This window comes from Phenylobacterium sp., assembly GCF_030646615.1.
Classification (GTDB): domain Bacteria; phylum Pseudomonadota; class Alphaproteobacteria; order Caulobacterales; family Caulobacteraceae; genus Phenylobacterium.
The window spans coordinates 22,891-45,662 of record NZ_JAUSLG010000075.1 but is presented as its reverse complement, the minus strand read 5'-3'; the positions used below and the strand labels follow the sequence as shown (position 1 = coordinate 45,662).

Here is a 22,772-nt window from a genome sequence, read left to right as displayed (position 1 = left end):
GCGAACATCATGGCGATGGCGTGTTCGGCCGTGGTGATCGAGTTGCCGAAGGGGGTGTTCATCACCACGATGCCGGCGGCGGTGGCGGCGGGGATGTCGACATTGTCGACCCCGATGCCGGCCCGGCCGATGACCTTCATGTTCTTGGCCGCGGCGATGACGTCCTTGTCGGCCTTGGTGGCCGAGCGGACGGCCAGGCCGTCATAGTCGGCGATGATCTTCAGCAGTTCGTCTTTCGACAGGCCGGTCTTCACATCGGCGTCGACGCCGCGTTGCTTGAAGATCTCGATGGCGGCGGGGCTCAGCTTGTCGGCGATGAGGACGCGGGGCATGGGCGGTTCTCTTCATCAGAGCCCCTCCCCCTTGCGGGGAGGGGTTGGGGTGGGGGTGTTGGCGGATTGCGATCATGAAGGAGAGGCGGAGTTTCACCCCCCTCCCAACCCTCCCCCGCACGGGGGAGGGCATTAGGGGCTCAGGCGGCCTGGAGGTTTTCCGACAGGGACTCGAAGGCCCAGTCCAGCCAGGGGGTCAGCGCCTCCAGGTCGGAGGTCTCCACCGTAGCGCCGCACCAGATGCGCAGGCCCGGAGGGGCGTCGCGATAGCCGCCGATGTCCAGGGCCACGGCTTCCTTTTCCAGGGCCGCGGCCATCTTCTTGGCGAAGTCGGCCTGGGCCGCCTCGTCCAGGGCCGTGATCCTGGGGTCCACCACCTTCAGGCAGACCGAGGTGTTGGAGCGGGCGGCCGGATCGGCGGCCAGGAACTCGACCCAGGGGGTCTTTTCGACCCAGCGGGCCAGGACGTCGAGATTGGCGTCGGCCCGGCGGCGCATCTCGGTGAGGCCCCCGATGCGCTCGGCCCATTTCAGGGCGTCGATGGCGTCTTCCACGCAGAGCATGGACGGCGTGTTGATGGTGGCGCCCTCGAAGATCTCGAGATTGACCTTGCCGCCCTTGGTCATGCGGAACAGCTTGGGCATCGGCCAGGCCGGGGCGTAGCTTTCCAGCCGGGCCACGGCGCGGGGCGACAGGATCAGGACGCCATGCGCGGCCTCGCCGCCCAGGGCCTTCTGCCAGGAGAAGGTGACCACATCGAGCTTGGCCCAGGGCAGGTCCTGCGCAAACGCCGCGCTGGTGGCGTCGCAGATGGTGACGCCCTCGCGGTCGTCGGCGATGAAGTCGCCGTTCGGCACGCGGACGCCCGAGGTGGTGCCGTTCCAGGTGAAGACCAGGTCGGCGTCCTTGCGCACCTTGCTCAGGTCCGGCAGCTGGCCATAGGGGGCCGACAGCACCTCGGCCTCGATCTTCAGCTGCTTGGTCACGTCGGTGACCCAGTCCTTGCCGAAGCTCTCGAAGGCCAGCAGCTGCACGGGCCGCGCGCCCAGCATGGACCACATGGCCATCTCCACCGCGCCGGTGTCGGAGCCGGGCACGATGCCGATCAGGTAGTCGTCCGGAACCTGCAGAACCTGGCGGGTGCGGTCGATGGCGTCCTTGAGCCGCGCCTTGCCCAGCTTGGAGCGATGCGAGCGTCCGAGGACGGCGTTGGTGAGATTTTCAGGGGTCCATCCGGGGCGCTTGGCGCAAGGGCCGGACGAAAATTCGGCGCGAGCCGGCCGCATGGCGGGCTTGGTGTGGTCAGTCACTGCGATGTCTCCCATCCTTGCAGATGAGCAGCGCCCCGTTGGGAGGGCGTGGCCCGCCGCGCACAAACGCCCATTTGCGCGTCAGGACAAGCGGTTTTTTGCCGAAAACCCTGTCAGATCGTCCCCGGCAGGGGCGAATTCACCTGCGTCTCGGCGGCGCGCCGACGGCGGCTGGCGGCCAGGGTCCCGGCGGTGAGACAGGCCAGGATGCCGAAGAAGTCGATATTGTTGACGGTGACGTACAGCGTGTCGTGTGCGCGGCCGGTGACGAAGTAGAAGGCCTGCAGCGAAAACTGAATCGCCTGAAACAGCATCGCGCCCCCCAGCCAGAGACTGGCATAGCGCACGGCGAGCAGCAGGAAGCCCATGGCCAGGGCGCCCTCGAGCATCAGGCGCCCCACCAGGAAGGCCTGATGCTGTCGAAGTCCATTGGCGTAGGCGAAGAGGTCGCCCGCCGCCGTGACCAGGGCGAGTCCGAGGATCAGGCCGGCGCCCAGGCGCTCAGGCGCGCCGCCGCGGCGGAATGCGAACACGCAGACCGAGACCAGCAGGGCCCATAGGAGAACCCAGGTCAGAATATAGGTGGTGCCAGCCGACATGGTTGCGCCTCTAACCGTGATTAGAGGCGCAACACAGTTAAACTATTGCAATTAGCCCACGTCGCGCATGGCCGGGACGTTGCGCGCCGGCTCGAAGGGCTTGTCGGGACCCACCAGCTTGGTGCGCACGCCCAGGCGCAGCTTGGCCTCGTTCAGCTCGCCGTGCACGCCGACCATGGCGGTGCGGGCCTCGCCCAGGGCCTTGATGGCTTCCACCAGCTTGGCGGCGGCGTCATCGCCGAACACGGTGGAGACACCCACGTCCTTACGGGCCTTGAGCATCTCGGTCATCAGCTCGGTGGCTTCGATCAGGGCCGCGTCAACCGACTCTTCGGTGGCGAACAGCTTGTTGGCGACACGCTGGGCTACAAACGCCTTTTCCATGGGGAGTCCCTCCTGGGGGTTAACGGAATGCTAACCAAGCTAAACCAAAAGTTAACGCCCGTCCGTCCTTGCAACTGTGACAAGTTCACGCACAAGTTGCGTTCGCCTGGCAGGCGAGTGGGGAAGCGAATGGTTAGGACTATTGCCCTATGAGGGGCCGCTAGCCTCCCCGAGAGACCGCCCCCTTTCGCCATGGACCGCCCCCCCGATTCCGCCGGCGCCCGACATGAAGCGACCTTCCATGCGAAGGTGGCCGGGGTGGCGCTTGTCACGACGGTGGTGGTCCTGCTGGCGGCCTGCGCGACCTTCATGCTTCAGCAATGGGCGGTCGCCCGCGAGCAATCCCGGAGCCATTTTTCAGCCCTTGCCGATGTCACCGCCGATCTCGCGGCGCCGGCCGTCGCCGTGGGCGACATGGCGCGGGCGGCCATGGCGGTGGAGTCCCTCAGCCGCGTGCCGCTGGTCGAGCGGGTCCGCTTGACCGACGCCAAGGGCGCTGTGCTGGCCGAGTTCGTCGCCGAGGGGGCCGCCGACGCACGCGGCCTCAGCGTCGCCCATCACCTGATCTGGCAGGGGCGGACCATTGGCGAACTTCGGGTGGAGTCCACACCACCCCGCCTGCTCGGCATGCTTCCGCAATTCGCCGCCCTGACAGGCGCGCTGTTCTTTGGCGGGGTGGGCGTTGCGCTCTTCCTCTCCCGAGGCCTCGCCCATCAGGTGATCGCGCCGGTGCAGAACCTGTCGGAGGCCATGCGCCAGGTGGCGGCCAGCGGCCGCTTCGCGCCGGTCCCCCTGGAGGCCCGCGACGACCTGTTCGGCAGTCTGGCCCTGAGCTTCAATCACCTGCTGAGGCGCCTCGACGCCCGGGAGCGGGACCTCAACCGCACCCTTGATGAGCTGGTCGAGGCCCGGGATGCGGCCAATGCGGCCAATGTGCTGAAGTCGCAGTTCCTGGCCCATCTGAGCCACGAGATCCGCACGCCTCTCAATGGCGTCCTGGCCATGGCCGACGTCATGGCCATGGACCGGCTGCCGACCAAGCAGCGGGGGCGGCTCGACGTGATCCGCCAGTCCGGCGGCCTGCTGCTGACCGTCATCAACGACGTGCTCGACATCTCCAAGAACTAGGCTGGCAAGCTGACCCTGGTCGAGGAGGACTTCGATCTGGAGACGCTGGCGGCCAGCGCCCGGGCCAGCTATGGCGTCATGGCCCAGGCCCGGGGGCTGGACTTCGCCGTCGAGATCGACCCGGCCGCCGAGGGCGCCTGGCGCGGCGACGCCAACCGCATCCGCCAGATCCTGGGCAACCTGTTGTCCAACGCCGTCAAGTTCACCCTGACCGGCGCCGTGGCGGCCCGCTTCACGGTCGACCCGCAGGGAGGCCTGGTGCTGGAGGTCAGCGACACGGGCGTCGGCGTGCCGGCCGGCAAGTTGCCCCAGCTGTTCGAGAAGTTCGCCCAGGCCGACAGCACCGCCACGCGGCGGTTCGGCGGCACAGGCCTAGGCCTGGCGATCTGCCGCGAGCTGGCCCAGATGATGGGCGGTCAGATCACCGCCGAAAGCCGCGAGGGCGAAGGCTCGGTCTTCCTCGTCCGCCTGCCCCTGGCTCGGGGTCAGGCTCCGGCCCCGATGGCCGAAAAGGCGCAGGGCCTGGCGTCGTCCTCGGAGGCGCCCCGGTCCGACAGGGCCGCCCAGCCTGACGCGGACGAGGCCGGCCGGCCCCTGCGCCTGCTGGCGGCGGAGGACAATCTCACCAACCAGCAGGTCCTGGCCGCGGTCATGGCGTCCCTGGGCGTCGAGGTCGAGATCGTCGGAGACGGCGCCGCGGCGGTGGACGCCTGGGCCCATGGCGACTACGACCTGATCCTGATGGACATCCAGATGCCCGTCCTGGACGGCATTGGGGCGGCCCGTGAAATCCGCCGCCTCGAGGCCGGATCCGGGCGCGGCCGCATCCCGATCGTGGCGCTGACCGCCAACGCCCTGGCCCACCAGGTCGCCGACTACCTGGCCGCCGGCATGGACGATCATGTCGCCAAGCCCATTGAGATCGCCAAGCTCTACGACACCATCTGCACGGTCATGGACCGGCGGGGCGACGCCGAGGCCCACAGTCAGGTCGCCTGATCGGCCGCCTCGGCATCCGGTGAACGGCGGACAACGCCGCACTCAGACCGGCGTCACCGCGCCAGTGCTCTTCTCCCTGTGACGCCGCGGATCGCGGCTGACCTGCAACGCGGAGTTTGCACATGAAGTCCCTGCTGATCGCCCTCACCGCCGGCGCCGCCCTGACGGCGGGCCTCGCCACCGCCGCGTCGGCCGCCCCCGGCGGCTATGGCTACCAGGGTCCCGCCCCGGCCCATGGCGCCACGCAACACCGTGGTCCGCAGGCTCAGCCCGCCCGGGCTCCGGCCTGGATCCCCATCGCCCAGCGCAAGGCCAATCTGGAGCGCCGGATCGACATGGGTCAGCGCAACGGCGCCATCACCCGCAGCGAGGCCGTGCGCCTCCGGGCGGAGTTCAACAACCTCCAGCGCCTGGAGCATCGCTATCGCCAGGGCGGCCTGACCCGCTGGGAGATGGCCGACCTGGATCGCCGGATGGATGAGCTGAGCGCCCGGATCTATGTGGAGCGCCGCGACGCTGATCGTCGCTACGGCCAGGGCTATGGTCAGGGCCATCGCCGCTAAACTCCAAGTCCTGAGCGCGTTTGGTTCCGATAACCGGTTCCCATTGTCGGAACGCGCTCTAAGACCGGCGGATGAAACGGCGGACGAGCCGGGGCGCAAGCTCCGGCTCGTCTTTGTGTGGGGCTACAGCCGCAGTCGGCTCTCGATGACGGTCACCGCCTGGCCGCGCAGGATCACCCGGTCGCCGGCCAGCTCGCAGTCCAGATCGCCGCCCCGGCCGGGATAGGCCTGATGGAAGGCCAGGCGCGGCCGGCCGAGCTGCGCGGCGAAGATCGGGCTCAGCATGCAGTGCAGGGAGCCGGTGGCCGGGTCCTCAGGAATCCCCGACCCCGGCGCGAAGAAGCGGCTGACCACCTCATAGGGGGCCGCCGCGCCGGCCAGGGCGCTCACCCCGACATTGCCGCGGCCCTGGGTGGCGGCGCTGGAAATAGCCTGGAGGGCGGCCAGATCGGGGCTGAGGCTGCGCACCTCCGCCTCGTCTTCCAGGATCGCCACCAGGAAGGGGCCGGCCCAGACCGCCTGCGGCTCAGCCCCCAAGGCCTTGGCGAGGCCGTCTGGCGTCTCGATCTGGTGGACGGGGGCTGCGGGAAAATCCATGGCGTAGGCCTGGGCCTCCCGCGACACGGTGAGCGGACCCGACAGGGTGTCGAAGGTGAGGGCCTGCGCCGCGACGCCGAGCTCGGCGAACAGCATATGGGCGCTGGCCAGGGTGGCGTGGCCGCACAGGGGGACCTCCAGGGCCGGCGTGAACCAGCGCAGGCCAAGGCGCGCTGGATCATCGGTCCGCAACAGGAAGGCGGTCTCGGCCTGGTTGTTCTCCGCCGCCAGGGTCTGCATCCAACCGGTCTCCGGCCAGGTGTCGAAGGGCTCGACCACACAGGCGGGGTTGCCCCGGAAGGGGGCGGTGGCGAAGGCGTCTATGGTCCACTGGCGCATGGAAGGGCTCGCCGCTGGGGTTGTCCCGCCCAGTTATGCCCGGTCTGCGCCGCCATCAAGGCAAAGCTTGCCCTCGTCTCAGGCCTGGAGGGTCAGTTCCGGCCAGCGGGCCTGGGCCGCCGCCGCCGTCCGGGCAAAGCCTCGCGTTTCCCGCAAGGGGTTGGGGACCAGCCGCAGGGCGAACAGGTCCGACAGCCCGAAGGGGGCGAAGAGGCGCAGGGTCCCGTCGCGCTCCAGCCGGGCGCCGACGGCGAACATGGTCGAGGTGAAGCGGGTCAGGGCCTCGGCGCTGGAGGTCAGCGGCGCATAGGGCTCGCCGAACCGGTCTTCGAACCACAGATGCACCCGGGCCTGGTTGCGGACCTCCACCAGGGCGTCCAGGGGCGGGGGATAGGCCGCCGCCGCCCGCCGGATGGCGAGGTCCTCGGCCTCCCAGCTGAGGTCGGCGGCGTCGAAATAGCCCAGGTCGTAGTCCTTCAGCCCATAGTCGGGATCGCGGCCGGTCAGGTGGTTCAGCGCCTTCTGGTAGATGGCGCCGGAAAAGATCATCCAGTCGGGCAGGGCCAGCTCCCGGGCGGTCTCCATCACCCCCATCAGGCTGGGGGCGGCGCGCAGGATGTCGGTCAGCCGCTGTTCCAGTTCGGCCTCGCTCGCGCTCATCGGCGCAGAGTCCAGCCGTGGTCCAGGGGCCCGTGCCCCTTCCCCAGGCCCGGCGCGCTGGCCATGGCCTCCTGCACATAGGCCCAGGCCTGGGCTACGGCGGTGGAGAGCGGCAGGCCCTGGGCGAGGCCCGTGGCGCAGGCCGAGGCCAGGGTGCAGCCGGTGCCGTGGGTATGGCGGGTGTCCTGGCGGTCGGTCTCGAACACGGTCTCGCCGACGGGCGTCAGCAGCAGGTCGACCACCCGCTCGCCGGCCACATGGCCACCCTTCATCAGCACCGCCCCGGCGCCCAGCTCCAGCAGGGCCGCCCCGGCCCGACGCTGGTCGTCCAGGCTCTCCACCGCAAGGCCGGTCAGGGCCTCGGCTTCGGGGGCGTTGGGGGTCAGCAGGCCGGCGCGGGGGACCAGCAGGCTGCGCACCGCAGATATGGCGTCATCGGGCAGCAGGGCCGCGCCGCCCTTGGCGATCATGACGGGATCGATGACCGCGGGCAGGCCCGCGGCCTCGTCCAGCAGGCCCGCGACGGCCTCGACCATGGCCACATCGCCGAGCATGCCGGTCTTGATCGCATCGGCGCCGATATCGCCCAGCACCGCCCTGGCCTGGGCCAGGACGATCTCCACCGGGATCGGATGGACGGCGCTCACCCCCAGGGTGTTCTGCACGGTGACGGCGGTGATGGCGGTGGCGCCATAGCCCCCCAGGGCCATGACGGTCTTCAGGTCGGCCTGGATGCCGGCGCCGCCGCCTGAGTCGGAGCCGGCGATGATCAGGACCCGGCCAAGGGAGGGTGTGGAGGAGGTCATGGCCGCTTTTTCCATATCCGCCGGCCCCTGACGAGGGGCGAGACGGCCTTGCCCACAGACGCCCATCGCGCGAGGCTGGCGCCATGACGACACGCGCCAAGTTCGCCCTGGTCACCGGGGCCGGTTCTGGAATCGGGCGGGCCTGTGCGCTGGCCCTGCACGAGGCGGGCTATGGCCTCGCGCTCACCGGCCGTCGCCGCGAGGCCCTGGAGGCCACGGCCATGGGGCTGGCGGCGGAGGACGTCCTGGTCCACCCCGCCGACGTCACCGACGAGGACCAGGTGGACGGGCTGTTCGCTGCGGTGAAGGCCAGGTTCGGCCGGGTGGATGTGCTGTTCAACAATGCCGGGACCGGCGCGCCGCCGGTTCCCCTGGAGGACCTGTCGCTGAAGGCCTGGCGGCGGGCCATCGACGTCAATCTCACCGGCGCCTTCCTCTGCACCCGGGGCGCCTTCCGGCTGATGAAGGACCAGGACCCCCGGGGCGGCCGGATCATCAACAATGGCTCGATCTCGGCCCATTCGCCCCGGCCGCGATCGGTGGCCTATACGGCCAGCAAGCATGCGGTCACCGGCCTGACGAAATCCACCAGCCTGGATGGCCGGGCCTACGGCATCGCCTGCGGTCAGATCGACATCGGCAACGCCGCCACCGAGATGACCGCCGCCATGGCCAGGGGCGTGCCCCAGGCCGATGGAAGCCTCAGGGCCGAGCCGATGATGGATGTCGCCGCCGTCGCCCAGGCGGTGGTCTTCATGGCTGGCCTGCCGCTGGACGCCAATGTCCAGTTCATGACCGTCATGGCCACCGACATGCCCTTTATCGGCCGTGGTTGAAGTCGACGACGCCCGGCGCGCTCGGGCCGAAGTGTTCAGGGAGTACTTCGCGCTGCAGCTGAGCTTCGCCGAGGAAGTTTCACGCCTGAGCGGCCGGCCCCTGGGCGAGGCTGTTCGTGACTTCACCAATCTGCACCGCCGGCTAGGCCTGGGCGACGCCTCGACCTCATCGCCGCATCCAGAGTGGCGGGACTATTCAGGGCCGATGGAAGCGCTGCCGGATGCGCAGGCCCGGCTCGACTGGACCATGCGCGTGCTGGCCGCCGCCCCGGACGAACCGCCGCAACCGAACAGGGTCCGTTTCGGCTGCTTCAGCTATGACCCGCCAGAGGCCGGCGTGGTGCGCATCCACTTCAACAATCACGACAGCATCGATGGCGTCGGCCCTCTGGCGCGGTCCAAGGTCCCGGCACGACGTTCGGAGTTGGCGCGGATGTTCGCCCATCTGCGACGGACGGCGCCGGAGGCCGAGGTCGTCGTCGGCTCCTCCTGGCTCTACAATCTGGAGGCCTACCGTCGGCTCTTCCCGACCGACTACACCGCGTCGGCGACCGAGGCGGGGGAGGTCCGCCTGAGCGGAACCTCCAGCTGGGGCCAGTTTCTGACCCATTCTGGCGCTGTCCATCCCGAGAGGCGGGCGGCCTTCATGACGGCGCTCAAGCGTCTCGATCCGCAGGCGCCCTGGCGCGCATTCCCTCTGCGGCCCCTGCGGGTCACGGCGCCGGTGGAGCGCTTCTATACGCACTTCAGTCTCGGCTGAGCGCCCAGAACGTCAGGTCAGGCGGGCTCGCGCGATCGCCGTCCAGACATCGAGAGCCTGGGCGGTGTCTCCCACATCATGCACCCGCACGGCCGCGACCCCGGCCTGAGCGCCGGCCAGGGCCGCGGCGATCGAACCCGGCGCCCGGGCGTCGGGGGCGTCTGCGGCCGGGTGCAGGGCGGCGATGAACCGCTTGCGGCTGGCGCCCAGGAGGACCGGAAAGCCCAGGGCGACGACGGCGTCCAGACGGGCCAACAGGGCGAGGTTATGGTCCAGGCTCTTGCCAAAGCCGATGCCGGGGTCGATCCAGATCTTGTCCCGCGCCACGCCGGCCGCCATGGCGGCCTGTGCGCGCTCGGTCAGGAAGGCGCAGACCTCGGCGACGACGTCATCGTAGTGAGGGGCAGCCTGCATGGTGCGCGGTTCGCCCTGCATGTGCATCAGCACCACCTGGCAACCCAGCTCGGCGGCCACGTCGCAGGCGTCTGGGGCATAACGCAGGGCTGCGACATCGTTCCAGATGGTCGCGCCCGCCGCCACCGCCGCCCGGGCCACCTGCGGCTTCATGGTGTCGACCGACAGGGGGATGTCGCCGGCCGTGCGCAGGGCTGTGATCAGCGGCAGGATTCGGGCGATCTCGTCCTCGGCGCTCACCGGATCGGCGCCGGGCCGGGTGGATTCCCCGCCGATGTCGAGCAGGTCGGCGCCCTGGGCGATCAGGCGCTGGGCCTGCGCCCGGGCGGCGGCCAGATCGCCGTGCCGGCCGCCGTCGGAAAAGCTGTCCGGGGTCAGGTTGAGAATTCCCATGACCAGAGGCCGTGCGGGGGGCGGGGCTCTCGTCACAGGAAAGTCACGCCTCTTGAGGTTGTAGTTTTTCCAACGCCTATTCCCTTACCGTCCAAGGTAAATTGGCGCCAATCGCTGCGGCGCCGAAGGAGAAATACTGAAAGTGCTCACTCTGGGCGCGACGTGCATGTCACAACCCTGGTGTAGGGGGGTACGGGTGAGACGGTGACGCTTGGGGGAGCGGAAGAGCGTTTAAAATGATAGGCCCGATACGGTATCTGAGGCGTCGAAAGCGCCTCCAGCACGAGGCCACCGAAGAGGCGGCGTATCTGCGCCGACGCTTCGGCGAGGCGGCCCACTCAGCGGCCCTTGAAAAACTTGAGCGACGCGACCTCACCAGCTGGGGCCGCCAGGTGGTGGCCGAGGCCGCCAAGCGCCTGGAGCAGGGCTGAAGCCCCGCCCCAGGCGGCCGGGGATCAGGCGGGCTCAGGGCCCGGACGGGGCGAGATCGGAACCGCCACGGCCGGGCCGAGCACGCGGGGGCTGTCGGCCTCTTCGCGCTTGGGCGCGACGCCCTTGATCACATTGATGATCTCGTCGCCGCTGAGGGTCTCGTACTCCAGCAGCGCCTTGGCCAGGATGTGCAGCTCGTCGATCTTTTCCGTCAGGATGCGACGGGCCTCGTCGAAGGCGTTCTGCACCAGGGCCTTGACCTCCTGGTCGATCAGCCGGGCGGTCTCTTCGGAGACGTTCTGGGTGCGCGACACCGAATGGCCCAGGAAGACCTCGTCCTGGTTCTCCCCATAGGAGACCACGCCGAGCTTGTCGGAAAAGCCCCACTTGGTGACCATGGCCCGGGCCAGGCGGGTGGCCTGGTCGATGTCGGATGAGGCGCCCGAGGTGATCTTGTCCTTGCCGAAGATCAGCTCCTCGGCCATGCGGCCGCCCATCAGGATGGTCAGGCGCGAGGTCATCTGCTCGTAGGACATGGACAGCTGGTCTCGCTCGGGCAGCTGCATCACCATGCCGAGCGCCCGGCCACGGGGGATGATGGTGGCCTTGTGCACCGGATCGGTGGCCGGGACGTTCAGGGCCAGCAGGGCGTGGCCGCCTTCGTGATAGGCGGTCAGACGCTTCTCATCATCGGTCATGGCCATGGACTTGCGCTCAGCGCCCATCATGACCCGGTCCTTGGCGTCCTCGAAATCGCGCTGGGTGACCATGCGGCGGTTCTTGCGCGCGGCCATCAGGGCGGCCTCGTTGACCAGATTGGCCAGGTCGGCGCCGGAGAAGCCCGGCGTGCCGCGGGCCACGGTCTTGACGTCCACATCGGCGGCCAGGGGCACGTTCTTCATGTGGACGCGCAGGATGCGCTCGCGCCCGCCGATATCGGGGTTCGACACCACCACCTGGCGGTCGAACCGGCCGGGCCGCAGAAGGGCCGGGTCCAGCACGTCGGGGCGGTTGGTCGAGGCGATGACGATGATGGCCTCGGACGGATCGAAGCCGTCCATCTCCACCAGCAGCTGGTTCAGGGTCTGCTCGCGCTCGTCATTGCCGCCGCCCAGGCCTGCGCCACGGTGGCGGCCCACGGCGTCGATCTCGTCGATGAAGATGATGCAGGGCGCGTTCTTCTTGGCCTGCTCGAACATGTCGCGCACGCGGCTGGCGCCGACGCCGACGAACATTTCCACGAAGTCCGAACCGGAGATGTAGAAGAAGGGCACGCCGGCCTCGCCGGCCACGGCGCGGCCCAGCAGGGTCTTGCCGGTGCCCGGAGGGCCGACCATCAGGGCGCCCTTGGGGATCTTGCCACCCAGGCGCTGGAACTTCTGCGGGTCCTTCAGGAAGTCGACGATCTCGGTCAGCTCTTCCTTGGCCTCGTCGACGCCGGCCACGTCGTCGAAGGTCACCCGGTTCTTGTTCTCGGTCATCATCTTGGCCTTGGACTTGCCAAAGCCCATGGCCCCGCGGGCGCCGCCCTGCATCTGGCGCATGAAGAAGATCCACACCCCGATCAGCAGCAGGATGGGCAGGCTCTGCAGCAGGAAGCCCACCAGGGTGAAGCCGCCGGCCGGCTTGACCGAGATATCGGCGTTCTGGGCCTCCAGCCGGCTGACCAGGTCATCCTGGTTGTTGGGGGTGACGGCGGTGAAGGCCTCGCCCTGGGCGTCACGCACCTCGACGGCCGAGCCGCGGATCACCGCCGAGGCCACCTGGCCGGCGTTGATCCGGTCGAGCAACTGGGAATAGGTGATCTCGCGGGCGTTGGCCGCCTGACCACCGCCGCTCATCATGCTGTAGAGGCCAATCAGGACGACGACGATGACGCCCCAGATCGCCATATTGCGCATGTTCATGTGCTTCTTGTTCCGTCTCGGGAAAACTCAGGTTCAGACTAAGATAGGATGGCCTGAGCGGATTCACCAGCAAGGGCCGGGCCAGGGTGACGGCTGGCCGCGGACGGAAGCTTGGCCCTAGAGCGCGTTCCGATAAGTGGGAACCGGTTATCGGCGCCGAACGCGCTCAAGACATCAGGCCGCCAGGGCGGGGGCGGAGAAGCCTGCCGCTCAAATGAGAAAGGCCGCGCAGCGAACTGCGCGGCCTCATCTCAATTCATCGTGCCGGGATGGCGCAGGGCCGTCCCGTTCGGCGTCCTAGCGGGCGCGCGGCTTGGGGGCCGCGATCAGGCCTTCGCGCTGGGCGCGCTTGCGGGCCAGCTTGCGGGCGCGGCGCACGGCCTCGGCCTTCTGGCGGGCGCGCTTTTCCGAGGGCTTCTCGTAATGCACGTGGCGCTTCATCTCGCGGAACGAGCCTTCGCGCTGCATTTTTTTCTTCAAGGCCTTGAGGGCCTGGTCGACATTGTTGTCGCGGACGAAAATCTGAACCAGGGGACTCTCTCCTGCCTGCCTGCCGTTGCGCCACCCGGCGCACATGGCGGTGGCGGTGAAACAAAAATACGAAATAGCCCCGAAAGCGACCGCTCCGGAGCCGAGGGCGGCGAAATAGCAGAAGGCTTGGCCTATGTCCACGGAAGACGACGGCATTCGCCATGGTTAGAATGGCGCCATGACGCAAGCCGCTCCCGCCTCGACCCCTGATCCCGACGCCTGGGCCCGCGAGACCGAGGACAAAGTCCTGGACGCCGCCCTCGCCCATGTCGCTCACGAGGGCTGGACCCAGCGCCTGGCGACCCGCGCCGGCGCCGATGTGGGCCTCAGCGCCGGCGAGACCGAGCTTCTGCTGCCTAATGGCGCCGCCGACCTGGCCGCCCTGCTGGCCCGCCGCCATGACCGCCGCGCCCTGGCCGCCCTGGCCGGGACCGATCCCACGAGCCTGAAGATCCGCGAGCGCATCCGCGCGGGCGTCGAGGCCCGCCTGGACGCGGCGGGCCAGGACGAGGCCGCCGTGCGCCGCTGGACCGGCTTCCTGGCCCTGCCGCAGAACCTGGCGCTGGGCGGGCGCCTGCTGTGGGACAGCGCCGACCAGCTCTGGCGCTGGGCGGGTGACACGGCCACCGACGAGAACCACTATTCCAAGCGCGCCATCCTCTCGGGCATCCTCTCGGCGGCCCTCGCCCTCCGGCTGCATTCGGGCCGCGCGGCGTCCATGGCCTTTGTCGACGCCCGCATCGCCAATGTGATGAGCTTCGAAAAGTGGAAGGCGACCACCAGGATCCGCCCGTCCCTGGCGCTCAAGGGCCTGGCCCAAACGCTCGGCCGCATGCGCTACGGGTGAACGGGCGCCCCTCAAGCCCGGTGGGGGTTTTCGAACACCGCCTCGACGGACGTCTCGAACAGGACGGCGATGCGATAGGCCAGGTCCAGGGAGGGGTCGTGGCGGTCGCTCTCCAGGGCGATGACCGCCTGGCGCGACACCCCCAGCCGCTGGCCAAGCTCGGCCTGGGTCCAGCCGCGGGCGGTGCGCAACTCGCGCAGGCGGTTCTTCACGCTCGGCTGTTCCGCACCAGGGGGGTGACCAGGCCGAACGCCGCCCAGAACAGGGGATAGATCAGCCAGCCCGGCGCATGCGCCGCGCCCGCATAGGTCTCCAGGAACCCCCAGGCGGAGAACAGGGCCATGGCCGCGCCCGCCGCGATGACGAACCGCTTGGCCGCAAGCGCCCGGACGAACTCGTCGCTGTCACGCATCCAGACCAGCACCGCCCAGATCTGCCCGGCCACCGGCGCCGCCACCGCCAGGGCCAGCACCCAGGCCGCCCGCGCCCCGATATCGTCAAAGGCCCCGGTGATGGCGGCGATGTTGATCGCGGCGTAGCCGGTCATGAAGGCGGCGGTGCGCCGGATATAGCGCCGGTCGGCAGGGGTGGCGGACATGGGCTCGGCCTCCGTGAATGTCAGGTCAGCCTGACATAGAGGGGGTGTAAGGTCAACCTGACATTATATACGTGACAGAGCAGGCGGGGGTCGCCGGGATGGTTGAGTTCCAGGGGTGCGTCGCGCGGGCTTGACAGATCGGTGAATCGCTGATCCGGACTTGCGTTCAGTTTGTTTCGTGATAGGATTAACGTAATCCGGTGCCTACGGGCGGCCGGTAACAGATGGTACAAAATCCATCGAGCGGGGCTTCGGCCCCGCTTTTGTTATGGCAGGTACTTCATGCCGTAGCCCATGCGGGCTCCCGTCCCCGCGGAGCGGTCGTATTTTTTCTCATAGAGCAACTCCCCGATAGCTGCGGAGAGTGGCTTTCGTTCGTGGGTTCGGTCTCGCTCGAACATCACGCGGTCAAAACTAGGCTTCGCATATATGTCAGCGATCTGAAGGCCGGCGACGTTGTCCTTTTTGTCTCGGAACTTGATCTCGAAGGTATTTAGGCGCTCTGCAAAACGGGCTGGATCGCTGACGTAACGCGTTCCCGCCTCGCAGACGCCTCGGAAGGCTGCCGCCAAGGCGTTGTTCTTGCGGTGCTGGCGGCTCTCCGCAAATACGTCGCCTACACCGTTGCGCCTTTCGAGGTATTGGACGAACTTTTCGGCCAGAACCTCCGCGCAGTAGTGGTAGGGCTCCTTGTTGCTCCAATAAGCCTTGTGAAGCATCGCCTCTTTGTCCAGCACGACGGTCATGACGCAGTGTTCGACTGCTGTGAGGTACAACATCAGATCTGCGATGAAGCTGGCCATGCGGGCTTCATCGCTCAGCGTATGAAACTCCTTTTTGGCGGCAACAAAGTCGCTTCTGTGGAGGACGATGGGTGGCCCGTCAGGGTCAACGTGCGGGAAGTGCTTGTCCTTGAGCCGCTGAAGCCACGGGGCGCCCTTTTCGCGCATATGATCGACGGCTACGACAACGCCTGTCAGAGCCAAGTGTCGGTGCGGCAGTAGGTGACAACTTGCGACGTCATCCGTTCCGCATTCATCAATGTACATTCGAAAGTGTGGTCGGCCCATGCCCGATAGTGACCTTGAAGACGACAAGCGAGAAGACGCAGACGCGGAGTTTCAGCGCGTCCTCGGCAACCTGGTGAACACGCCCCACAAGGGGCACTCCAAGCCCGAACCGGGGCGTAAGCGGGGGCGTCCGGTAGGTGGTGAAATGGGGCGAGGCCCGAAGGCGTCGCCGGAAGTGAACGCGCCGCCTAAGGGAAGCGCGCCTCAATCCATTTCCGGCCCTCTGGAAGGGCGCGCACCCACGCTGGGCACTTCTCAAACTCAATGACAACCAGCTTGTCGTCATTGTCGATGAACTTGAGCAAGTGGTCGCGCAGACCGAATTGATTGGTCTGGAACCGTTCCAGCAACCAGACGGAAAGCGCCACCTTGGCGGCCGCAAGCCGCTCAAGCTCCGCCGTTAGTTTGGCGTAGTTCTTCTGGTTCATCAGGTCGTACGTGATGACGTAGTAGGCCATGTCCCGCCCCTCCTCAGGGCAGAAAAGTGGCCGGGTGGCGTTGACGAACTCGGGCGTTTCGGGGGAGTCTCCCCCCTTGGAAGATGCGACCGCCGCCACCCGGCAGGTTGCAGTTGGCGTCGGGTGTTGGTAGCGCCCGACGCCTTCATTCTAGGCGTGATTCGCGCGCGTGCTGATTGGCACGTGCCGATGCGCCCACAATGCCCTCACAGCTTTTTCCTAAGCCTTTGGATTCGCTGCGCCTTTTGCCTAAGCGTGCGCGGCTTCCGATAGGTCAGGCGCTTGCCGCCAATCCCACGCAGGGCTTCGTCGGTAGCGATGGTGTCGTCACGCCAAGGGCGGAGCGATTGGAATTACGGAAGTCGAACTCGGCCATGTAGCGTTGCAGATGCTGCGAACCGCAGTGCTGATGGTGTCCATCTTGACGTCCGCGACCACAAAGCGGGCGCGGCCGAGCCCCCTACTCCCGCATCCCCCACAGCGCCGCCGCATCCTCCGCGCTCAGCGGTCCCGCGTGCTTGGCCAGGATCACGCCGTCGGCGCCGACCAGGTAGGTCTCCGGCACGCCGGTGACGCCGAATTCGACGCCGGCGCGGCCGTCGCGGTCCACCAGGTGGGTGGCGAAGGGGTCGCCCAGGCGGGCCAGGAAGGCTTCGGTATTGGGCGGGGCGTCCTTGTAGGCGATGCCGATGATCGGGACGCCGGCGGCTTCCAGCTCCATCAGCACCGGATGCTCCACCTCGCACGGCGGGCACCAGGAGGCGAAGAAGTTGACCAGCACGGGCTGGCCGCCGAGCGCTTCGGCCAGGGCTGTCGGGCGGCCGTCGGCCAGGGCGGGCAGGGCCAGGACCGGGACGGGCTTGCCGACCATGGCGTCGGGCTGCACCTGGGGGTCGCGGTTCAGGGAATAGAGGCCAAACAGCAGGCCGAGCGCCACCAGGGCCACAAGCGGCAGGATGGCCAGCCAGCGGCTCATGGGGCGGGCGCTTCCTGGATTTCGGGGGCCGGGCGGCGCGCAGCCTCGGCGGCTTCTGCGGTCTGGCGCAGGATCTCGGTGCGGGCGCGCCAGCGGCGGGCATGGGCCAGCGACGTGGCGATCATGCCGGCGAAGACCAGCGCGGTGATGGCGAAGGCTGGCCACACATAGGCGCCATAGGGGCTGGCGTCGAAATCGAGCATGCCGAACATGGTCAGGCCCTCGCCGCGCGGAGCGCCAGGGCCTCGGCCCGGCGGCGCCACACCTCGCCGCGGATGCGCACCAGCCAGAGCGACCCGAAGGCCGACATATAGGCCAGGCCCATCAGCAGCAGGGGATAGAGGAAGACGTCGGCCACGGTGGGGCCGTCGGCGCGGAACACCGAGGCGCCCTGGTGCAGGCTGTTCCACCAGTCCACCGAGAACTTGACGATGGGCAGGTTGACCACGCCCACCAGGGCCAGGATCGCCCCGGCCCGGGCGGCCTTGGCCTCGTCATCCAAGGCGGCGCGGAGCGCCATATAGGCGACGTAGAACAGGAACAGCACCAGCACCGAGGTCATCCGCGCGTCCCACACCCACCAGGCGCCCCACATGGGCCGGCCCCACAGGGACCCGGTGACGAGCGCCAGCGCGGTGAAGGCGGCGCCGAGGGGCGCTGCGGCCTGGGCTGCGGCATCGGCCAGGGCATGACGGAAGACCAGGGACAGGAAGCTGGCGGTCCCGAGACAGGCATAGACGAACAGGCTCATCCATGCGGCGGGCACATGGATGAACATGATCCGCACCGTGTCGCCCTGCTGATAGTCCTCGGGCGCGGCGAAGCCGAGAGAGAGGCCGGCCAGGGCCAGGACGCCGGCGATCATGCCGAACATCGGCGCGGCCCAGCGGGAGAACGCCATGAACCGTTCGGGATTGGACAGGAAGGCCGGCGCTGGGATCATGGCGTGGGCAATTAGCCCCTAGAGCCCAGCCGCCGCAAGGCGTCGCTAGGCCGGTGCGACGTCATCTACCGCCGCCAGATCGCCGGCCAGGGCCTTGTCGATCAGCTCCAAGGTGCGCTCGACCCCGAAGATGGCCACGAAGGAGCCGAAGCGCGGCCCCTGGCTCTGGCCGAGCAGGACTTCATACAGGGCCGTGAACCAGGCCCGCAGGGGCTCGAAGCCCCCGGCCTTGCCGGCCTCGAACACCTCGTTCTGGATCGCCTCGGCGTCGGCGCTTGCCGGCAGGGCGCGCAGGCGGGCGGCCAGGTCCTCGATCGCCGCGCGCTCCTGATCGGTGGGGGCGCGGAAGGTCTTCGCGGGCTTCACGAAGTCCTCGTAATAGTTGAGCGCATAGCCCGCGAGCCGGTCCAGCAGCGGATAGGTCTCGGGCGTCGCGCCCGGGATGTAGCGGCTGAGGAAGCCCCAGAGGATCTCCTTGGTGGAGGCGTTGGCCGCCGAGACGAGGTTCAGCATCAGGGCGAACGAGATCGGCGCGCCTTCGACCGGCGGATCGCCCCGATGGACGTGCCAGACTGGGTTGTCGATCTGCGGTTCGTTGGCGCCCTCGGCCTTCTTGCGGTTGAAGGCGTCCAGCTGCTGCAGGTACTCGTCGGTCGCCTTGGGGGCCACGTCGAAGTGCAGCCGCTTGGCCGACTTGGGCGACTGGAACATGTAATAGGCCAGGCTTTCGGGCGTGGCGTAGCGCAGCCACTCCTCCATCGAGAAGCCGTTGCCCTTGGTCTTGGAGATCTTCTGGCCGCCCTCATCGAGGAACAGCTCGTAGTTGAAGCCCTCGGGCGGGGTTCCGCCCAGCACCTTGCAGACCTGGCTGGAGACCTTGACCGAGTCGATCAGGTCCTTGCCGGCCATCTCATAGTCGACGCCAAGGGCGACCCAGCGCAGAGCCCAGTCAGGCTTCCACTGCATCTTCACATGGCCGCCGGTGACCGGAACCTCGACCCGTTCGCCATCCTCGTCGGCGAAGACGATGGTCCCGCGATCGACATGGCGCTCCAGGGTCGGGACCTGCAGCACCTTGCCGGTCCTGGGGCTGACCGGCAGGAAGGGCGAATAGGTGGCGCGGCGCTCTTCGCCCAGCGTCGGCAGCATGATCTTCTGGATGGCGTCGAACCGCTCCAGGGCGACCAGCAGGGTCGCGTCGAACCGGCCGGAGCGATAGGCCTCGGTGGACGACATGAACTCGTAGTCGAAGCCGAATCCGTCCAGGAAGGCGCGCAGCCGGGCGTTGTTGTGGGCCGCAAAGCTCTCATGGGTCCCGAAGGGGTCGCGGACCACGCTGAGCGACTTTTCCAGATCCTCCTGCAGCATCTCCTGGTTGGGCAGGCCGGGCGGGACCTTGCGCATGCCGTCCATGTCGTCGGAGAAGGCGATCAGCCGGGTGGGAATGGCGTCGTCGGTGAGCGCCCGGAAGGCGGTGCGCACCATGGTGGTCCGCGCCACCTCGCCGAAGGTGCCCACATGGGGCAGGCCGGATGGACCATAGCCGGTCTCGAAGATGACCGACCGCTGAAGGGGCTCCAGGGTGGCGACGGCCTCGCGGGCCTTGCCGGCGGCGATGAGGGTGGCGGCCAGATCCCGCTCGGCGTCGGTCAGCCGCAGGCGCAGGATCCGCGCCAGCAGGCCACGGGCCTGTTCGAACGGCCAGCTCTTGGCCCCTTGGGCCGAATGTGAAAGTCCCTGAAGCATGGTTCAGGCGGTAGCGCGCATGACCGCCGGCCTCAAGCGGCATTTGTCCAACGGGCCGGCTGGGGTCACTTCAAGCAAACAGCGCCCGCGAGGGGCAGAGGTCGGCGACGGGGCATTCGTCGCACCGGGGCCTGCGGGCGACGCAGATATAGCGGCCATGCAGGATCAGCCAGTGGTGGGCCCGCACCAGATAGGGCTCTGGGATCACCGCCATCAGCTCGGCCTCCACCTGGTCGGGCGTCTTGCCGAAGGCGAGCTTCAGCCGGTGGGCGACGCGGAAGACATGGGTGTCGACGGCGATGGCCGGCTCGACCCTCAGCTCGTTCAGCACCACGCTGGCGGTCTTGCGCCCGACGCCGGGCAGGGCCTGCAGGGCCTCGCGATCCAGGGGCACCTCGCCGCCGTGCTGCTCGATCAGGATGCGGGCCGCGGCGATGACGTTCTTCGCCTTGGTGCGGAACAGGCCGATGGAGGCGATGAACGGGATCAGGCCTTCCTCGCCGAGCGCCAGCATCTTCTCCGGGGTGTCGGCGACCTCGAACAGGCGGGCGGTGGCCTTGTTCACCGAGACGTCGGTGGCCTGGGCCGAGAGGGCGACGGCGGTCACCAGCGTATAGGGGCTGTCATAGTTGAGCTCGGTGCGGGGATCGGACTCGGCGTCCTCGAACCGCTCGAACAGGGTGGCGATGCGGGCCCGTTCGGCCGGCGACAGGCGCCGCGGGGGCTTTTTCGCAGGCGGCTTTCGCGGGGCGGACTTCGGCGGCGCAGGCATGGGGGCTTGATGCCCTGCGCAAAGCCCCTCGCCAAGTCCGCGCGGGCGGCTAATATCGCGCCCAAGATGGACGGCCCCTATTACATGGATGCGGTCATCACCCCCAACCGCTCGCTGTCCCAGCGAGGGTTCGTGATCCTTATATCCATCGTCACGGCCCTGAACTGCGTCTCGGCGGCGGTCTTCATGTCGATGGGCGCGACCCTGGTGCCGATCTTCCTGGCCATGGATGTGGGCGCCGTCGCGCTGGCCTTCCTGGTCAGCTTCCAGGCCGCAAAGCAGGTGGAGCGCGTCCAGGTCACCGCCCGCGAGGTGCGCGTCCTGCGCCAGACCCCCCAGGCCCAGGCCCTGGTCTGGACCTCGCCCACGGCCTTCACCCGCGTCGATGTGGAGGTGGAGGACGAGCGGACGGTGGGGGTGAAGCTGATGCTGTCGGGCAAGTTCGCCCAGGTGGCCGCGGCCCTGTCGCCGGGCGAGCGGGCCGACTTCGCCCGCGCCCTGCAGACCGCCATCTGGCAGGCCCGATCGAACCGCTTCTAGACGCGAATATCCAGCAGCGAGCCGGGACGCAGGATCTTCTGCGGCGGCTCGTCGCCGGCGCGGACCTTCAGGGGGACCTCGCGGACCGGCGTGGCGTGCGGCTGCATCGCCGCGGCCGGCGCCGTGGCCTTGGTCGGGACCTGAGTCTGGGCGGGGGCCTGGGCCGGGGCGGCGCGGCCGAGCGCGGCTTCGAAGAAGGCCTTCTGGGCGGCGCTGCGCTGGGGCGGCGGCGTCCCTTGGGGGGCCGCCGGCAGGGCGTTCGGAAAAGGGGGTCGAATCGCGCTCAAGGCGAAAACCAGGGTTCAGGGGCTGAAATCGACCCCAAAATGGGCCTCTCGCGCTGAATTTATGGTTAACGACATCTGAAGGCTAGGCCTTCCGTGATGTGGCCTGCAACAGGGCGGCGAGGCGCTCGGCCAGGGCGGCCTCGTCCTTCATCTCGCATTCCCAGATCACCTCGACCCGCCAGCCCGACGCCGACAGGGCCTCAGCCGTGGTCACGTCGCGGGTCCGGTTGCGGCCGACCTTGGCCAGCCAGTAGTCGCGATTGGTCTTGGGCACGCGGGCGCCCCGGGCGCAGTCGTGACCGTGCCAGAAGCAGCCATGGGCGAAGATGGCCAGCCGCCGCCCGGGCAGGACGATGTCGGGCGAGCCCGGCAGGTCCTTGCGGTTCAGGCGATAGCGGGCGCCCAGCCTGGTCAACAGGCGGCGCAGGGTGCGCTCAGGGCCCGTGCCTGAGCCCTTGACCTGCCGCATGACGGCCGAGCGCTTGTCCGCGTCATAGACGTCGGTCATGACGTCCCAAGACCCGGGCCCGGCCGGCCGCCCGGCGTCCCTAAAGCCCTTCGAACAGGGCGGTGGAGAGATAGCGTTCGGCGAAGCTCGGAATGATGACGACGATGGTCTTGCCCGCCATCTCGTCCCGGGCCGCCACATGGAAGGCCGCCGTCAGGGCCGCGCCCGACGAAATCCCCACCGGAATCCCCTCTTCCCGGGCCACCCGACGGGCCATGGCGAAGCTGTCGTCATTGGAGACCTGCACCACCTCGTCGATGATGCTGCGGTCGAGGATGGAGGGCACGAAGCCCGCCCCGATGCCCTGGATCTTGTGCGGACCCGGCTGGCCGCCCGAGAGCACCGGCGAGGCCTCCGGCTCGACGGCGATCATCTTCAGAGTGGCCTTGCGGGCCTTCAGCACCTGGCCGACCCCGGTGATGGTGCCGCCGGTGCCGACGCCGGAGATCACCGCGTCGACCTTGCCGTCGGTGTCGTTCCAAATCTCCTCGGCGGTGGAGACCCGGTGGACCAGGGGGTTCGCGCCGTTGTCGAACTGCTGGGGCATGACCGCGCCCGGCGTCGCCTCGACGATCTCGCGAGCCCGGGCCACCGCGCCGGCCATGCCGCGCTCGGCGGGGGTAAGCTCCAGCTTGGCGCCCATCAGGGCCAGCATCTTGCGCCGCTCGATGGACATGCTCTCGGGCATGACCAGGGTCAGCGGATAGCCCTTGGCCGCAGCCACGAAGGCCAGAGCGATGCCGGTATTGCCGCTGGTGGGCTCGACGATGGTGGAGCCGGCCTTGAGAATCCCCTGGGCTTCCAGGGCCTCGATCATGGCCACGCCGATGCGGTCCTTCACCGAGGCGATCGGGTTGAAGAATTCCAGCTTGGCCAGCACCTCGCCCTTGGGCTGCAGCGCCGCGGTCAGCCGCGGCAGGCGCACCAGGGGGGTGTCGCCCATGGTGTCGATGATGGAGTCGAAAACCCGGCCCCGGCCCGCCCGGCGGAGGCCTTCGGCGTCGTAGGTCTTGTCGGAAGTGGCGTCCATGGACCTG

General features: G+C 68.5%; 29 protein-coding genes and 2 pseudogenes. 8 read left to right on the top strand and 23 right to left on the bottom strand.

Annotation, left to right across the window (positions count from 1 at the left end):
- The 4 genes and pseudogenes from Q7S93_RS14275 to Q7S93_RS14260 all read right to left on the bottom strand — a co-directional run.
- Positions 1-332, bottom strand: a pseudogene (locus tag Q7S93_RS14275) (phosphoglycerate dehydrogenase); the annotation flags it as partial.
- Positions 333-472: 140 nt separating this feature from the next.
- Positions 473-1,657 carry a phosphoserine transaminase gene (locus tag Q7S93_RS14270; RefSeq protein ID WP_304714583.1) on the bottom strand — a complete coding sequence of 395 codons (1,185 nt, stop codon included), beginning with the start codon at positions 1,655-1,657 and terminating at the stop codon, positions 473-475.
- Positions 1,658-1,755: 98 nt separating this feature from the next.
- Entirely contained in the window at positions 1,756-2,241 is a 486-nt protein-coding gene (locus Q7S93_RS14265) for a hypothetical protein (RefSeq protein WP_304714582.1), read from the bottom strand.
- A 51-nt stretch (positions 2,242-2,292) separates the two neighbouring features.
- Positions 2,293-2,625, bottom strand: coding sequence for a hypothetical protein (locus Q7S93_RS14260; RefSeq protein WP_304714580.1), 333 nt, complete (start codon positions 2,623-2,625; stop codon positions 2,293-2,295).
- A gap of 192 nt (positions 2,626-2,817) precedes the next feature.
- Between Q7S93_RS14260 and Q7S93_RS14255 the strand changes: the two genes are divergently transcribed.
- The 3 genes from Q7S93_RS14255 (at position 2,818) to Q7S93_RS14245 (ending at position 5,315) form a co-directional block, all read left to right on the top strand.
- Positions 2,818-3,753, top strand: a complete 936-nt coding sequence (locus Q7S93_RS14255) for a histidine kinase dimerization/phospho-acceptor domain-containing protein (RefSeq protein WP_304714579.1) — start codon at positions 2,818-2,820, stop codon at positions 3,751-3,753.
- Positions 3,754-3,831: 78 nt separating this feature from the next.
- On the top strand, positions 3,832-4,752 hold the full coding sequence (locus tag Q7S93_RS14250) for an ATP-binding protein (RefSeq protein ID WP_304714578.1): 921 nt from the start codon (positions 3,832-3,834) through the stop codon (positions 4,750-4,752).
- Positions 4,753-4,874: 122 nt separating this feature from the next.
- Positions 4,875-5,315 carry a hypothetical protein gene (locus tag Q7S93_RS14245; RefSeq protein ID WP_304714577.1) on the top strand — a complete coding sequence of 147 codons (441 nt, stop codon included), beginning with the start codon at positions 4,875-4,877 and terminating at the stop codon, positions 5,313-5,315.
- A 123-nt stretch (positions 5,316-5,438) separates the two neighbouring features.
- On the opposite strand, the gene Q7S93_RS14240 is transcribed toward Q7S93_RS14245, so the two are convergent.
- The 3 genes from Q7S93_RS14240 to thiD all read right to left on the bottom strand — a co-directional run bounded on the left by Q7S93_RS14240 (position 5,439) and on the right by thiD (position 7,717).
- Complete coding sequence (locus Q7S93_RS14240) at positions 5,439-6,251, bottom strand: PhzF family phenazine biosynthesis protein (protein WP_304714576.1); 813 nt, start codon at positions 6,249-6,251, stop codon at positions 5,439-5,441.
- Between the two features lie 78 nt (positions 6,252-6,329).
- On the bottom strand, positions 6,330-6,911 hold the full coding sequence (locus Q7S93_RS14235; RefSeq protein ID WP_304714575.1) for a nucleotidyltransferase family protein: 582 nt from the start codon (positions 6,909-6,911) through the stop codon (positions 6,330-6,332).
- The gene (thiD, locus tag Q7S93_RS14230) at positions 6,908-7,717 is read right to left on the bottom strand and encodes a bifunctional hydroxymethylpyrimidine kinase/phosphomethylpyrimidine kinase (RefSeq protein ID WP_304714574.1); all 810 of its coding nucleotides are present in this window, start codon (positions 7,715-7,717) and stop codon (positions 6,908-6,910) included. Before thiD ends, Q7S93_RS14235 begins: the two co-directional genes overlap by 4 nt.
- An 83-nt stretch (positions 7,718-7,800) precedes the next feature.
- Here thiD and Q7S93_RS14225 point away from each other — a divergent pair, with 83 nt between their 5' ends.
- Entirely contained in the window at positions 7,801-8,553 is a 753-nt protein-coding gene (locus Q7S93_RS14225) for an SDR family oxidoreductase (RefSeq protein WP_304714573.1), read from the top strand.
- On the top strand, positions 8,546-9,313 hold the full coding sequence (locus tag Q7S93_RS14220; RefSeq protein ID WP_304714572.1) for a hypothetical protein: 768 nt from the start codon (positions 8,546-8,548) through the stop codon (positions 9,311-9,313). The genes Q7S93_RS14225 and Q7S93_RS14220 overlap by 8 nt, the downstream gene beginning before the upstream one ends.
- A gap of 12 nt (positions 9,314-9,325) precedes the next feature.
- Here the strand turns inward: Q7S93_RS14220 and folP are convergent, their stop codons facing one another.
- The gene (gene folP / locus Q7S93_RS14215; protein WP_304714571.1) at positions 9,326-10,120 is read right to left on the bottom strand and encodes a dihydropteroate synthase; all 795 of its coding nucleotides are present in this window, start codon (positions 10,118-10,120) and stop codon (positions 9,326-9,328) included.
- 236 nt (positions 10,121-10,356) lie between these two features.
- Here folP and Q7S93_RS14210 point away from each other — a divergent pair, with 236 nt between their 5' ends.
- A complete protein-coding gene (locus Q7S93_RS14210) occupies positions 10,357-10,551 on the top strand; it encodes a hypothetical protein (protein WP_304714570.1) in 195 nt (64 codons plus the stop codon).
- 24 nt (positions 10,552-10,575) lie between these two features.
- Here Q7S93_RS14210 and ftsH read toward each other — a convergent pair whose 3' ends face one another.
- Both ftsH and rpsU read right to left on the bottom strand, forming a co-directional pair.
- A complete protein-coding gene (gene ftsH / locus Q7S93_RS14205; RefSeq protein ID WP_304714569.1) occupies positions 10,576-12,459 on the bottom strand; it encodes an ATP-dependent zinc metalloprotease FtsH in 1,884 nt (627 codons plus the stop codon).
- A 297-nt stretch (positions 12,460-12,756) separates the two neighbouring features.
- Positions 12,757-12,990 (bottom strand): 30S ribosomal protein S21, encoded by a 234-nt coding sequence (gene rpsU, locus Q7S93_RS14200; protein WP_300574753.1) that lies wholly within the window; start codon positions 12,988-12,990, stop codon positions 12,757-12,759.
- Between the two features lie 178 nt (positions 12,991-13,168).
- Here rpsU and Q7S93_RS14195 point away from each other — a divergent pair, with 178 nt between their 5' ends.
- Positions 13,169-13,837, top strand: a complete 669-nt coding sequence (locus tag Q7S93_RS14195; RefSeq protein ID WP_304714568.1) for a COQ9 family protein — start codon at positions 13,169-13,171, stop codon at positions 13,835-13,837.
- Positions 13,838-13,848: 11 nt separating this feature from the next.
- Here the strand turns inward: Q7S93_RS14195 and Q7S93_RS14190 are convergent, their stop codons facing one another.
- From Q7S93_RS14190 to nth, 10 genes and pseudogenes are all read right to left on the bottom strand, one after another.
- Positions 13,849-14,049: a helix-turn-helix transcriptional regulator gene (locus Q7S93_RS14190; RefSeq protein ID WP_304714567.1), complete on the bottom strand. Its 201-nt coding sequence runs from the start codon at positions 14,047-14,049 to the stop codon at positions 13,849-13,851.
- Positions 14,046-14,435 carry a hypothetical protein gene (locus Q7S93_RS14185; protein ID WP_304714566.1) on the bottom strand — a complete coding sequence of 130 codons (390 nt, stop codon included), beginning with the start codon at positions 14,433-14,435 and terminating at the stop codon, positions 14,046-14,048. Before Q7S93_RS14185 ends, Q7S93_RS14190 begins: the two co-directional genes overlap by 4 nt.
- A 266-nt stretch (positions 14,436-14,701) precedes the next feature.
- Positions 14,702-15,484, bottom strand: a complete 783-nt coding sequence (locus Q7S93_RS14180; RefSeq protein ID WP_304714565.1) for a DUF3800 domain-containing protein — start codon at positions 15,482-15,484, stop codon at positions 14,702-14,704.
- Positions 15,485-15,693: 209 nt separating this feature from the next.
- Entirely contained in the window at positions 15,694-15,963 is a 270-nt protein-coding gene (locus Q7S93_RS14175) for a hypothetical protein (protein WP_304714564.1), read from the bottom strand.
- Between the two features lie 206 nt (positions 15,964-16,169).
- Positions 16,170-16,381 (bottom strand): annotated as a pseudogene (locus Q7S93_RS14170) (hypothetical protein); the annotation flags it as partial.
- Positions 16,382-16,423: 42 nt separating this feature from the next.
- Positions 16,424-16,939: a DsbE family thiol:disulfide interchange protein gene (locus Q7S93_RS14165; protein ID WP_304714563.1), complete on the bottom strand. Its 516-nt coding sequence runs from the start codon at positions 16,937-16,939 to the stop codon at positions 16,424-16,426.
- Positions 16,936-17,151, bottom strand: coding sequence for a heme exporter protein CcmD (gene ccmD, locus Q7S93_RS14160; protein WP_370652169.1), 216 nt, complete (start codon positions 17,149-17,151; stop codon positions 16,936-16,938). Before ccmD ends, Q7S93_RS14165 begins: the two co-directional genes overlap by 4 nt.
- A gap of 2 nt (positions 17,152-17,153) precedes the next feature.
- Positions 17,154-17,882, bottom strand: coding sequence for a heme ABC transporter permease CcmC (ccmC, locus tag Q7S93_RS14155; protein WP_304714562.1), 729 nt, complete (start codon positions 17,880-17,882; stop codon positions 17,154-17,156).
- 45 nt (positions 17,883-17,927) lie between these two features.
- Positions 17,928-19,628, bottom strand: a complete 1,701-nt coding sequence (locus Q7S93_RS14150) for a lysine--tRNA ligase (protein ID WP_304714561.1) — start codon at positions 19,626-19,628, stop codon at positions 17,928-17,930.
- Between the two features lie 70 nt (positions 19,629-19,698).
- The gene (gene nth / locus Q7S93_RS14145; protein ID WP_304714560.1) at positions 19,699-20,400 is read right to left on the bottom strand and encodes an endonuclease III; all 702 of its coding nucleotides are present in this window, start codon (positions 20,398-20,400) and stop codon (positions 19,699-19,701) included.
- 9 nt (positions 20,401-20,409) lie between these two features.
- On the opposite strand from nth, the gene Q7S93_RS14140 reads away from it, so the two are divergent.
- Entirely contained in the window at positions 20,410-20,940 is a 531-nt protein-coding gene (locus Q7S93_RS14140) for a DUF2244 domain-containing protein (protein WP_304714559.1), read from the top strand.
- Here Q7S93_RS14140 and Q7S93_RS14135 read toward each other — a convergent pair.
- The 3 genes from Q7S93_RS14135 to cysK all read right to left on the bottom strand — a co-directional run bounded on the left by Q7S93_RS14135 (position 20,937) and on the right by cysK (position 22,765).
- Entirely contained in the window at positions 20,937-21,227 is a 291-nt protein-coding gene (locus Q7S93_RS14135; protein WP_304714558.1) for a hypothetical protein, read from the bottom strand. The two genes, Q7S93_RS14140 and Q7S93_RS14135, sit on opposite strands and share 4 nt — an antisense overlap.
- 82 nt (positions 21,228-21,309) lie before the next feature.
- Entirely contained in the window at positions 21,310-21,735 is a 426-nt protein-coding gene (locus tag Q7S93_RS14130) for a very short patch repair endonuclease (RefSeq protein WP_304714557.1), read from the bottom strand.
- A gap of 40 nt (positions 21,736-21,775) precedes the next feature.
- Positions 21,776-22,765, bottom strand: a complete 990-nt coding sequence (cysK, locus tag Q7S93_RS14125; protein WP_304714556.1) for a cysteine synthase A — start codon at positions 22,763-22,765, stop codon at positions 21,776-21,778.
- Positions 22,766-22,772: the final 7 nt, after the last annotated feature.

Bases quoted from the DNA above. Each gene is read 5' to 3' on its own strand.
- Q7S93_RS14270 (WP_304714583.1), bottom strand. From the start codon at position 1,657: ATGGGAGACATCGCAGTGACTGACCACACCAAGCCCGCCATGCGGCCG.
- Q7S93_RS14265 (WP_304714582.1), bottom strand. From the start codon at position 2,241: ATGTCGGCTGGCACCACCTATATTCTGACCTGGGTTCTCCTATGGGCC.
- Q7S93_RS14260 (WP_304714580.1), bottom strand. From the start codon at position 2,625: ATGGAAAAGGCGTTTGTAGCCCAGCGTGTCGCCAACAAGCTGTTCGCC.
- Q7S93_RS14255 (WP_304714579.1), top strand. From the start codon at position 2,818: ATGGACCGCCCCCCCGATTCCGCCGGCGCCCGACATGAAGCGACCTTC.
- Q7S93_RS14250 (WP_304714578.1), top strand. From the start codon at position 3,832: ATGGCCCAGGCCCGGGGGCTGGACTTCGCCGTCGAGATCGACCCGGCC.
- Q7S93_RS14245 (WP_304714577.1), top strand. From the start codon at position 4,875: ATGAAGTCCCTGCTGATCGCCCTCACCGCCGGCGCCGCCCTGACGGCG.
- Q7S93_RS14240 (WP_304714576.1), bottom strand. From the start codon at position 6,251: ATGCGCCAGTGGACCATAGACGCCTTCGCCACCGCCCCCTTCCGGGGC.
- Q7S93_RS14235 (WP_304714575.1), bottom strand. From the start codon at position 6,911: ATGAGCGCGAGCGAGGCCGAACTGGAACAGCGGCTGACCGACATCCTG.
- thiD (WP_304714574.1), bottom strand. From the start codon at position 7,717: ATGACCTCCTCCACACCCTCCCTTGGCCGGGTCCTGATCATCGCCGGC.
- Q7S93_RS14225 (WP_304714573.1), top strand. From the start codon at position 7,801: ATGACGACACGCGCCAAGTTCGCCCTGGTCACCGGGGCCGGTTCTGGA.
- folP (WP_304714571.1), bottom strand. From the start codon at position 10,120: ATGGGAATTCTCAACCTGACCCCGGACAGCTTTTCCGACGGCGGCCGG.
- Q7S93_RS14210 (WP_304714570.1), top strand. From the start codon at position 10,357: ATGATAGGCCCGATACGGTATCTGAGGCGTCGAAAGCGCCTCCAGCAC.
- ftsH (WP_304714569.1), bottom strand. From the start codon at position 12,459: ATGAACATGCGCAATATGGCGATCTGGGGCGTCATCGTCGTCGTCCTG.
- Q7S93_RS14195 (WP_304714568.1), top strand. From the start codon at position 13,169: ATGACGCAAGCCGCTCCCGCCTCGACCCCTGATCCCGACGCCTGGGCC.
- Q7S93_RS14185 (WP_304714566.1), bottom strand. From the start codon at position 14,435: ATGTCCGCCACCCCTGCCGACCGGCGCTATATCCGGCGCACCGCCGCC.
- Q7S93_RS14180 (WP_304714565.1), bottom strand. From the start codon at position 15,484: ATGTACATTGATGAATGCGGAACGGATGACGTCGCAAGTTGTCACCTA.
- Q7S93_RS14175 (WP_304714564.1), bottom strand. From the start codon at position 15,963: ATGGCCTACTACGTCATCACGTACGACCTGATGAACCAGAAGAACTAC.
- Q7S93_RS14165 (WP_304714563.1), bottom strand. From the start codon at position 16,939: ATGAGCCGCTGGCTGGCCATCCTGCCGCTTGTGGCCCTGGTGGCGCTC.
- ccmD (WP_370652169.1), bottom strand. From the start codon at position 17,151: ATGTTCGGCATGCTCGATTTCGACGCCAGCCCCTATGGCGCCTATGTG.
- ccmC (WP_304714562.1), bottom strand. From the start codon at position 17,882: ATGATCCCAGCGCCGGCCTTCCTGTCCAATCCCGAACGGTTCATGGCG.
- Q7S93_RS14150 (WP_304714561.1), bottom strand. From the start codon at position 19,628: ATGCTTCAGGGACTTTCACATTCGGCCCAAGGGGCCAAGAGCTGGCCG.
- nth (WP_304714560.1), bottom strand. From the start codon at position 20,400: ATGCCTGCGCCGCCGAAGTCCGCCCCGCGAAAGCCGCCTGCGAAAAAG.
- Q7S93_RS14140 (WP_304714559.1), top strand. From the start codon at position 20,410: ATGCCCTGCGCAAAGCCCCTCGCCAAGTCCGCGCGGGCGGCTAATATC.
- Q7S93_RS14130 (WP_304714557.1), bottom strand. From the start codon at position 21,735: ATGACCGACGTCTATGACGCGGACAAGCGCTCGGCCGTCATGCGGCAG.
- cysK (WP_304714556.1), bottom strand. From the start codon at position 22,765: ATGGACGCCACTTCCGACAAGACCTACGACGCCGAAGGCCTCCGCCGG.